The sequence below is a fragment of the Nocardioides sp. Soil796 genome (assembly GCF_001429525.1).
In the GTDB taxonomy this organism is placed as follows: Bacteria; Actinomycetota; Actinomycetes; order Propionibacteriales; family Nocardioidaceae; genus Nocardioides.
The window spans coordinates 163,066-172,387 of sequence record NZ_LMSQ01000016.1 but is presented as its reverse complement, the minus strand read 5'-3'; the positions used below and the strand labels follow the sequence as shown (position 1 = coordinate 172,387).

10 protein-coding genes are annotated in these 9,322 nt (G+C 67.3%); 6 read left to right on the top strand and 4 right to left on the bottom strand.

Annotated features, from left to right (window positions below; translation table 11 throughout):
- A partial coding sequence (locus ASH02_RS26980) for an integrase core domain-containing protein (RefSeq protein WP_235539004.1) occupies window positions 1–408 on the top strand: 408 nt, incomplete at its 5' end.
- A 536-nt stretch (window positions 409–944) separates the two neighbouring features.
- Here ASH02_RS26980 and ASH02_RS26975 read toward each other — a convergent pair.
- Both ASH02_RS26975 and ASH02_RS06995 read right to left on the bottom strand, forming a co-directional pair.
- Window positions 945–1,346 (bottom strand): fatty acid desaturase, encoded by a 402-nt coding sequence (locus ASH02_RS26975; protein ID WP_229662970.1) that lies wholly within the window; start codon window positions 1,344–1,346, stop codon window positions 945–947.
- Window positions 1,347–1,362: 16 nt separating this feature from the next.
- Window positions 1,363–2,001 carry a TetR family transcriptional regulator gene (locus ASH02_RS06995; protein ID WP_235532548.1) on the bottom strand — a complete coding sequence of 213 codons (639 nt, stop codon included), beginning with the start codon at window positions 1,999–2,001 and terminating at the stop codon, window positions 1,363–1,365.
- 115 nt (window positions 2,002–2,116) lie between these two features.
- Here ASH02_RS06995 and ASH02_RS06990 point away from each other — a divergent pair, with 115 nt between their 5' ends.
- Window positions 2,117–3,193, top strand: coding sequence for a BtrH N-terminal domain-containing protein (locus tag ASH02_RS06990; RefSeq protein WP_056680457.1), 1,077 nt, complete (start codon window positions 2,117–2,119; stop codon window positions 3,191–3,193).
- A complete protein-coding gene (locus tag ASH02_RS06985) occupies window positions 3,193–3,864 on the top strand; it encodes a transglutaminase-like domain-containing protein (protein WP_056680455.1) in 672 nt (223 codons plus the stop codon). The genes ASH02_RS06990 and ASH02_RS06985 overlap by 1 nt, the downstream gene beginning before the upstream one ends.
- Here ASH02_RS06985 and ASH02_RS06980 read toward each other — a convergent pair.
- The gene (locus ASH02_RS06980) at window positions 3,798–4,580 is read right to left on the bottom strand and encodes a lysophospholipid acyltransferase family protein (protein ID WP_082563713.1); all 783 of its coding nucleotides are present in this window, start codon (window positions 4,578–4,580) and stop codon (window positions 3,798–3,800) included. The two genes, ASH02_RS06985 and ASH02_RS06980, sit on opposite strands and share 67 nt — an antisense overlap.
- A 204-nt stretch (window positions 4,581–4,784) precedes the next feature.
- On the opposite strand from ASH02_RS06980, the gene ASH02_RS06975 reads away from it, so the two are divergent.
- Entirely contained in the window at window positions 4,785–5,354 is a 570-nt protein-coding gene (locus ASH02_RS06975) for a PaaI family thioesterase (protein ID WP_200951121.1), read from the top strand.
- A gap of 4 nt (window positions 5,355–5,358) precedes the next feature.
- Here the strand turns inward: ASH02_RS06975 and ASH02_RS06970 are convergent, their stop codons facing one another.
- Window positions 5,359–6,036 (bottom strand): TetR/AcrR family transcriptional regulator, encoded by a 678-nt coding sequence (locus ASH02_RS06970; RefSeq protein WP_229662973.1) that lies wholly within the window; start codon window positions 6,034–6,036, stop codon window positions 5,359–5,361.
- 153 nt (window positions 6,037–6,189) lie between these two features.
- On the opposite strand from ASH02_RS06970, the gene ASH02_RS06965 reads away from it, so the two are divergent.
- Both ASH02_RS06965 and ASH02_RS06960 read left to right on the top strand, forming a co-directional pair.
- Window positions 6,190–7,311, top strand: a complete 1,122-nt coding sequence (locus tag ASH02_RS06965; RefSeq protein WP_056680449.1) for an acyl-CoA dehydrogenase family protein — start codon at window positions 6,190–6,192, stop codon at window positions 7,309–7,311.
- A 332-nt stretch (window positions 7,312–7,643) separates the two neighbouring features.
- Window positions 7,644–9,305: a GMC oxidoreductase gene (locus ASH02_RS06960; protein WP_056680447.1), complete on the top strand. Its 1,662-nt coding sequence runs from the start codon at window positions 7,644–7,646 to the stop codon at window positions 9,303–9,305.
- Window positions 9,306–9,322 lie beyond the last annotated feature (17 nt).

The following is a 9,322-nucleotide window of genomic DNA, read 5'->3' as shown; positions in this document are numbered from 1 at the left end:
CCCTCGACGAGCACCTACGATTGCTCCACCAAGCTGGTGTTGCTACCACCGGTTGAACCCAGTCAGTATCGAGCGATTCGATACACCGAGCGACTCGCCGAGGCCGAGGCCGTCGCGTCGGTCGGAAGCCGAGGAGATTCGTATGACAACGCGATGGCCGAGGCGCTCAACTCGCTGTTCAAGGCCGAGTGCATCCGCAACCCGGTCATGAGCCCTAAGGGCGGCTGGAAGTCCGTGAGCGACGTCGAGATCGCCGCCGCCGAGTACGTCGACTGGTTCAACCACAGGCGCCTTCACGGCGAGATCGGGCTCGTCCCGCCCGCCGAGTTCGAGGCCAACCACTGGGCCAGCATCCGGCCCGAGCACTACCGTGAAGCACCCGTCCCGACCGGGGCTGGTTCCAAGTAACCGAGCCTCCACGAAACCCGGGGCGATTCACTTTTCACGTAGAGCTCGAACTCGGAGGTGGACCAAGAGGCGCCGGGCTTGTGGGCCTGGTTCCCACGATCGGCGGCATGCGCGAGGATGTCCGCCCTCGGGACAATATGCACGCTGGTGCGGCCCCCGAACCGAGTGCATCCGTTGACTCCCGGGTCGGGGTCGTCTCCGGTGCGGGATACCTGGTGAGGATCTTGTCGCGTTTGCGGGGGCTCAGGTTGGCGCACGTGAGGTCACCGTTGAAGTGGGCGAGCACGCGGTGATCCATCACCCTTCGCCACACCGGGGGGAAGAGGGCGAGGACGATCATGCCAGGCGTAGCCGGTGGGCAGGACCGGCGACTCCTCGAAGTCGCGCAGTGTCTGGTAGCGCCGGGTCGGGTTGGCGTGATGGTCGGAGTGCCGCTGCAGGTGGTGCAGGGGCACATTGGTCGCGATGTTGTTGGAGTTCCAGCTGTGGCTGGGGTCGACACGCTCGTAGCGTTCCTTGCCGGGTGCGCCAACCTTCTAGCGCACCATCCCGTAGTGCTCCATGTGCTTGACCACCTCGAGGAGCGAGAATCCCACGACAGCCTGGATGACGAGGTACGGCGTGATGCCGACACCGAGCCACGCGATCATCGCGCCCCACAGCACCGCCGACATCAGCCACGCGTTGAGCACGTCGTTGCCGATCCGGAACGGGTGCTGCTTCTTGCGCGCGTAGCGCTTCTTCTCGATGTTCCAGGCACTCTTGAGGGAACCACCGACCGTACGCGGCCAGAACTGGTAGAAGTTCTCGCCGTACCTGCTGCTGGCGGGGTCCTCCGGTGTGGCGACGCGGACGTGATGGCCCCGGTTGTGCTCGATGTAGAAGTGGCCGTAGAAGCTCTGGCTTTTGGTCCTTGCGGTGGCGGCGGACCCGATCACCGGCTGGGAGTGTACGTCAGGTCGTGGCTTCGGACGTCGCCGCTTCGACGGAGAGCCCGAGGTACCTCAGTCCGACCTCGGTGATCTTCCGTGAAGTGTCCTTGCGGGACATGGTGGGCAGGGCTAGATGGCTCACGGTGAGCCTCACCAGAGCCTCCGCAGCGTCCGCCACATCGTCGGCCTGCACCCCGGGCACGTGAGCCATGAGCCACCGTGCCAACGAGTTCGAGGCCAGTTCCAGCAGCTGCGCGGAGGTCGTCATCAGGGGGAGAATGCCCGTCGCGGTCGGGGAGGAATCGCGGTTGGCGATCAGCACCGCCCTGAGTAGAGAGCTGTTCTCAGCTTCCTCGAGCACGAATTTCACCGAGGCCGCGAGGCCGCGAGCAGCATCGGCGTCGTGGTGCGCGAGCACTCCTTCGATGCCCTCGATGAAGCGCGCCGCCTCCCTCAGGACGACGGCCTCTCCCAATCCGGGCTTGTCGCCGAACTCTTTATAGAGCAGGGCGCGTGAAATCCCGACTGCCTCGGCGATCTCACCCATGCGGACTCGCTCCCAGCCTCGATCGGCGATCAGGTCGTGAGCAGCCTCCACCACAGCCGTGCGGACGTGCTCGCGGTACCGATCGCGCATGGAGGGGGATGACACGGTGGACACGATAGCGACCGTGGTGCCCAACGGACTCATGTCACATCGGACCTGGCCATGACAATGAGATGCTCGTGCCTTAGGTTGGAACAAATCATGCAAATTGTCTTTAGGAATGAGTTCCATGGCCAGCTCGAGCGACGCCGTCGCGGTTCCCTACCCGCACCGACGTGGCGGCCACTGCGGCTCGGGCGCGATGCGCGACCTCCTCGAATGGGCCGGGCTCGGCTGGGAAGGCCCGCCCGACGAGGGCCTCGTCTTCGCGCTAAGCGGGTCGCTGGACCTCTCCTACGTCCGGAATGCAGCGCTCATGCCACCGGTGTACCTCGTGGGTCGGGGCGGGGACCTGGAGACCGATCTCCCGACACGACTCGGCGCCGTGGTCACCGTGCACGCCACGGAGGACCCCCAGGTGGGCTGGACCTACGTGCGCGATGCCGTGCGCGCCGGTCGCCCAGCCCTTGTGTGGGCCGACATCGCAGAGCTGCCCTACCTGCGCGTGCGCCTTCAGATGAGTCGCCATGACATCGTTGTGATCGGCTACGACGACGTGCAGCAGCTCGCGCACGTCGTCGACAACGACCGCGACGAGGTGCAGCTGGTGCCTTACGAGGCTCTGGCTCGGGCTCGCTGCTCCCGAGGATTTCCGGTCCCGACGCGCCACACCTACTTCGACATCGCCTGGCCCGATTCGCTGCCCGACCTGGCCACCGTCGCCCGGGCGGCGTTCGCCCAGGCGGCTGTCGCGATGACCACCTCGACCGGTCCCTCGATTGTCACCGGGAGGGACACGGCGACCGGGGCCACGGGGCTGGCCGCCGTCGACCTGTTCGCCGAGGACCTCGCTCGATGGCCAGAGGTCTTCCCCGACGAGGTCTTGGACCTGGCGCTCCAGGGACTCAGCGCATTCGTGGAGAAGGCCGGCACCGGCGGTGGGCTGTTCCGGCGACTGCTCTCCAGCGGCGCCGCCGACATCGCGCGTCTGACCGGGGACGTTCGCGCGAGCGAAGTCGCCAACGCTGCGCACCTCTGCGCGGAGACATGGTCACTGGTCGCGTCGCTGGGCCGGCAGGAGGGCCCGGCCCGGGGCCGGGCGGAGCAAGCCGCCCTCGCAGCTGCCGCCCTCCCGTCGCTCGAGCGGGACCTCGTCACGGCCCTCGGGGCGGCCGGCGCACTCCAGAACGCCGAGGTCAGTGCCTGATGGGCGACGAGCTCGACCCCCGGCAGGCCCTTGCCCCGACCGGGTTCATCGACAGCGACCACCACGACGTGCGCGACTTCACCGAGTCCGTGGTGCGAGGTGTCCAGGATCCGCGTGAGCGGGTCGGGCTGCTCTTCGCGGAGGTCCGCGACCGACTCCGCTACGACCCCTACAGCGTCACCGCGGCCCCCCCGACCTACCGCGCCAGCGCGATCCTTGACGGTGGCCCCACCTGGTGCGTCCCGAAGGCGGTGCTGCTCACGGCGAGCCTGCGCGCTGCGGGGATCCCGGCCGTACTGGGGTTCTCCGATGTCCGCAACCACCTCAACAGCGAGGCGCTGCTGGAGCTGATGGGCACGGACCTGTTCGTGTTCCACGGGTGGAGCGCGGCGTACGTCGACGGCCGGTGGCGCAAGGGCTCGCCGGCCTTCAACTCCGAGCTGTGCCGCCGCTTCGGCGTACCTCCGTTGGAGTTCGACGGATCGCAGGACGCCCTGCTCCACGCAGCCGACGGCGCCGGCCGCCGCCACATGGAGTACGTCCGCGAGCGGGGGATGTTCGTGGACCTACCGTTCGATGAGCTGATGGCAACACTGCTGGACACCTACGGCCCCGCGATGGTGCGCGGCTCGGGATCCTCGCGCCCTGAGGATCCCGCCTTCGGCGCCTGAGCACGGATGGACCGCGCCGCCGCGGTGGCTCCACGCAGCTCGCACACCATCGTGATGAGGACGTCCTCGAGCCGTTGACGGCCCACTTCGACGGCACGTGCGGGCTCCAGGTCACGGAGGTCCTCGAGCGGGACGGGAGCGCCGACGAACACGCTCACCTGCCGTCGCCAACCCCATCGCAACCGCCCGCTGTATGCGGGCAGGATCTCCTGGGCACCCCACTGGGCCACCGGGAGGAGCGGGACCGACGCCTCGAGGGCGATGCGAACCGCCCCTGACTTCATCGTCATCGGCATACCGTCCTCCCGCTTGCTGATAGAACCCTCGGGATACACCAGAAGGAGCTGACCACAGCGTGCCGCCTTCACCGCGTCGTCGTACCCTGCGCGTCCGGCAGCCCGGTCGACCTTGACGTGGCCGGCCGCACGGAACCACCTGCCCACGATCGGACCGTGGAAGAGGCTGTCCTTCGCCAAGAACCGCGGCACCCGCCCCGAGGCCAGCACCAGCTCCGCGACTAGCAGAGGGTCGATGTGCGAGACGTGGTTGGCGGCCAGCACTGCCCCACCCGACCTCGGGATCCCTGAGACTCCGCGCCAGTCCGGCCGGCGCAGCACGATCAGGAACGGCTTGCAGCTCAGCACGGCCACCCACCAGGCAAGGCCACGTCGCTCGGCATCGGTTTGAGGACGGTGAGGTGTCCAGATGAGCCGCATAGCGACGAGTGTAGACAAATGTAGCCCCAACGTCTCACGTGAATACAAATATGCCATCATGTCTCGTGCGTTGGCGAACGGCGGGTCATTGACTTTCGGCTATAGGCCACTCTCGTCACGACGACGACTTGATCCTGTATGCGAGAGAGACAGATGCGACGTTGTGCCTCCGCGCCCGTCGGTCTTGAATCTGAGGAGCTTTCCATGCGCGAACCGATCCGAGGCGCCTCCGGCGCAGGCGAGCAAACCGCCCCGGCGAACGAGGTACGCTCCGAGGGGGGCGCCATGTCGGCATTGGAGGCGTGGATCCGCTCGATGTCGCGGCCCGAGCCGTCGGCGGAGGGACGCCTCCCCTCGCACTCCCCCACCTGCGCGGGATGCGGGACGGAGAATCCTGCTGGTCTTGCACTGAAGGTCGACGCCACCGAGGTCGGCGTTCGCGCCGTGCACCGCTTCGACCACCGTCAGGAAGGGGCGCCCGGGATCACCCACGGCGGCCTGGTCGCTGCAGCGTTCGACGACCTCTTCGGCTTCCTCCTCTACCGGGTCGGAGAGCTTGCCGTGACGAGGTCCCTGACCGTCGAGTACCTCCGTCCGGTGCTGCTGAGGACCGACTACGAGTTCTCTGCCCACGTCCGGGACCGCTCGGGACGGCGGTTACACGTGGAAGCCGCGGCGTTGGATGCGGACGGCAACCCGGTCGCCACCGCACACGCGACATTCGTCGTCGTCGATGTTGAGCACTTTGAGCAGGGCAAGATTGCGGGCCGTTGATGACTCACCCGCCGATGAACGGCTCCAGCTCGACCGCTGGGTCGAGGTCGATTCCGTGGGCGGCCAAGGCATCGTGCAGCACTAGAGTGACGTGGCGCGAGAGGCGCCCCACCATGACCTCGAGGGTTTCGTCGCGCTGGTCGAGCCACCAGATGATTGTCGCGTCGACCATCCCCATCACGCCCACCAAGATGCCCTCGGGAAAGGTCTCCTCGGCCGAGTTGGTATAGCCGCGAGCCGCCGCAGCGATCTCGTCCAGCAATCGCGAGCGACCCATCCGAGCGCGGTGAAGGGTGCGACTCTGCCCCCGTGCGGCTAGGAAACGGAAGAGGTGAGGGTGGACGTCGGCCCAGGTGGCGCAGGCGTGGACCAGCCCCTCGACGACCTGTGAGGGCGTGCCGCGCCGAGTCAGGTGGGGCCGGACGCAGGCAATGAGGTCCTGCGCGGCGAGGCGTACCACATCGTCATCCAGGTCCTCACGGCTGGAGAAGTAGCGGTAGACGTGCGGCCTCGGGATGCCAGCCCGCTCGGCAATCAGGGCCGTGCCGGCACCCACTCCTGCCTCGTCGACGACCTGCAGAGCGGCGCTCGCCACCTGTTGTCGTCGCCGCGCCCGGACCTGATCATCGCGCGACGACCGGCGCCGCACCGTTGAATCCACCCATCGCCCGACCTCGACCACAAGAGGCAGCCTATGCGGGGTCGACGAAACCAACGACTCCCGGGTCCGCATGCATGGAACACCTTGTACCCAGGGCGACGGGTGTGGTCAGATTGGTACACCCTGTACCCGACCTGCCGGAGGCACCCCTTGCCCACTCGTCGCTCCCCCTGGATGGACAAAGACCTCGACGACGTGCGCGACCTGGCACGTACGTTCTGTGAGAAGGAGATCAAACCGCACATCGAGACCTTTATCGCCGACAAGCACGTCGACAGGGAACTGTGGAACCGCGCTGGTGATGTCGGTCTGCTCTGCCTGTCGATCCCCGAGGAGTACGGCGGCGGCGGCGGCACCTTCGCCCACGAGGCCATCTTGATCGAGGAGCAGGCACGGGTCGGCGACAGCTCCTGGGGGGCGTCCCTGCACAACGGCATCGTCGCCCACTACCTGTTCGCCTACGGCACGGAGGAGCAGAAGCAGCAGTGGCTTCCCAAGATGGCTTCCGGCGAGGTCGTCGGCGCGATCGCGATGACCGAGCCCGGGACCGGCTCGGACTTGCAGAACATCAAGACTAAGGCGGTGCGCGAGGGTGACGACTACCTTGTCAGCGGCTCCAAGACCTTCATCACCAACGGCTCGCAGGCCGACCTGGTGCTCACCGTGGTCAAGACCGATCCGGACGACCGCGCCGCCGGCATCTCGCTGATGCTGGTCCCCACCAGCACGGAGGGCTTCTCCCGCGGTCGGGTGCTCGACAAGATCGGGATGAAGGGGCAGGACACCTCGGAGCTCTTCTTCGACAACGTCCGCGTCCCGGTCACCAACCTGCTGGGCCTCACCGAAGGCCAGGGCTTCGTGCAGCTCATGCAGCAGCTCCCCCAGGAGCGGCTGTTGGTCGCAGTGTCGAACGTCGCAGCCATGGAGTTCTGCTTGGCCGAGACACTGGCCTACGTGCGCGACCGAAGCGCCTTCGGACGGCCGATCTGGGGGTTCCAGAACACCAAGTTCAAAATGGCAGAGGTCGCTACAGAAGCTCGCGTGGCACGGTCCTTCGTGGACGAGTGCATCCAGCTCCACGTCGGCGAGGGTCTGGACATCCCCACCGCCGCCATGGCGAAGCTGTGGTGCTCCGAACGAGCGCAGCGCGTCGCCGACACCTGCCTCCAGCTGCACGGCGGCTACGGGTACATGAACGAGTACCCCATCGCCCGCATCTGGGCCGACATGCGCGTCTCCCAGATCTACGCCGGCACCTCCGAGATCATGAAGGAGATCATCAGCCGGTCCCTGTGAGGACCGACCCGGCTCCGGCGGCACCGCTGGAGCCGGCGGGCCGGGCCTTGTGCGCCGAGCCCCGCGGGATCCTCCGCGTTGAGCAACGGCACATGACGCCCACTCCACCGAGGTGACACCCTCGACAGACATCGTCTGACAGGAGTGCCATGAGCTAGCGAGTCGCCCTCATCGACCGGGCATCGACCCGGACTCGGTACTCCTGGCCGACAAGTGGAGACCGCTCCACGCCATCCACAGCTGACCGCCCGCACGTACACCCGTCAGATCGGCGGCACTGCCGGTCCGCCGCCCCACTCGCGTCGAACACCTCACAGAAGGATCCACATCCCATGACCTCGGCCCACTACGACGTGCTGATCATCGGCTCCGGCTTCGGCGGCTCGGTGACCGCCATGCGCCTGGCGGAGAAGGGCTACCACGTCGGGGTGCTCGAAGCAGGCAAGCGCTACGACACCGACGACCTGCCCACCTCGTCCTGGGACACCCGTCGGTTCGTCTGGGCGCCACGGCTCGGCTGCTTCGGCATCCAGCGCATCCACCTGCTGCGCGACGTCGTCATCTTGGCGGGCGCCGGCGTCGGCGGCGGTTCGCTCAACTACGCCAACACCCTCTACCAACCTCCTGCCCCGTTCTTCAACGATCCACAGTGGGCGCACATCACCGATTGGCACGCCGAGCTGGACCCGCACTACCAGACGGCACGGCGGATGCTGGGTGTCACGCAGAACCCCCACGTGACGCCTTCGGACAAGGTGCTGCGCGAGGTCGCGCGCGACATGGGTGTGGAGCACACCTTCACACTGACCCCCGTCGGCGTCTTCTTCGGAGAGCCCGGCAAAGAGGTTCCCGACCCGTTCTTCGGCGGGGCGGGGCCGCGCCGCACCGGGTGCACCCAGTGCGGGTCGTGCATGACCGGGTGCCGGGTCGGGGCGAAGAACACCCTGGACAAGAACTACCTGTACTTCGCGGAGAAGCTCGGGGCCGAGGTACGTCCCCTGACCACCGTGGTCGACGTGCGCCCGCGCAAGGGAAGCGGGTACGTCGTCGACACCGTCCGCACCGGCAGGTCCGCGCGCCGTCGCCGCAACCGGCAGTCATTCACGGCCGACCACGTCGTCTTCGCAGCGGGCACCTACAACACCCAGAAGCTGCTCCACCGACTGAAGGCCACGGGCTCCCTGCCGCACATCTCCGCCCGACTGGGCACCCTGACCCGTACCAACTCCGAGTCGATCCTGGGGGCGAAGTCCCGCGATCGATCCAGCGACTTCACGCGCGGCGTGGCCATCACATCCTCGATCCACCCCGACGAGTTCACCCACATCGAGCCGGTGCGCTACGGCAAGGGCAGCAACGCCATGTCCCTACTCCAGACCGCGCTCACCGACGGGGACGGCCATGGGCCCCGGTGGTGGCGCTGGCTGCGGACAATCGCGACCCAGCCCTCTCATCTGACGTGGTTCAGCCCGCGACGGTGGTCGGAGCGCACAGTCATCCTGCTGGTCATGCAGACGCTGGACAACTCCATCACGGTGCGGTCGAGGAAGACCCTCCTCGGTCGCCCCACGATCACCTCGGGACCTGGCCACGGGGCGCCCAACCCCACCTGGATCCCCGTCGGCAATGAAGTCACCCGTCGCGTCGCCGAGAAGATCAACGGCGTGGCCGGCGGGTCCACGGGGGAGATCGCCAACATCCCGATGACCGCTCACTTCATCGGCGGGTGTGCCATCGGTGACTCCCCGGAGACCGGGGTCATCGACCCCTACCACCGTCTCTACGGGCACGACGGGATCTTCGTCGTCGACGGCTCCAGTATCACGGCGAACCTGGGGGTTAACCCGTCGTTGACGATCACCGCGCAGGCCGAGCGGGCAGCCTCCCTGTGGCCCAACAAGGGCAATCGGGACGAGCGTCCCCCGTTGGGCGCCGGCTACCAGCGGATCTCCGCCATTGAGCCGGAGCGGCCGGCCTTCGCCCCCCGGACCTGATGCCCGTCGTCGAGGGC

Excerpts from the sequence above, each read along its gene's own strand:
- ASH02_RS06990 (WP_056680457.1), top strand. The coding sequence starts at position 2,117 with ATGGCCAGCTCGAGCGACGCCGTCGCGGTTCCCTACCCGCACCGACGT.
- ASH02_RS06985 (WP_056680455.1), top strand. The coding sequence starts at position 3,193 with ATGGGCGACGAGCTCGACCCCCGGCAGGCCCTTGCCCCGACCGGGTTC.
- ASH02_RS06980 (WP_082563713.1), bottom strand. The coding sequence starts at position 4,580 with ATGCGGCTCATCTGGACACCTCACCGTCCTCAAACCGATGCCGAGCGA.
- ASH02_RS06975 (WP_200951121.1), top strand. The coding sequence starts at position 4,785 with ATGCGCGAACCGATCCGAGGCGCCTCCGGCGCAGGCGAGCAAACCGCC.
- ASH02_RS06965 (WP_056680449.1), top strand. The coding sequence starts at position 6,190 with ATGGACAAAGACCTCGACGACGTGCGCGACCTGGCACGTACGTTCTGT.
- ASH02_RS06960 (WP_056680447.1), top strand. The coding sequence starts at position 7,644 with ATGACCTCGGCCCACTACGACGTGCTGATCATCGGCTCCGGCTTCGGC.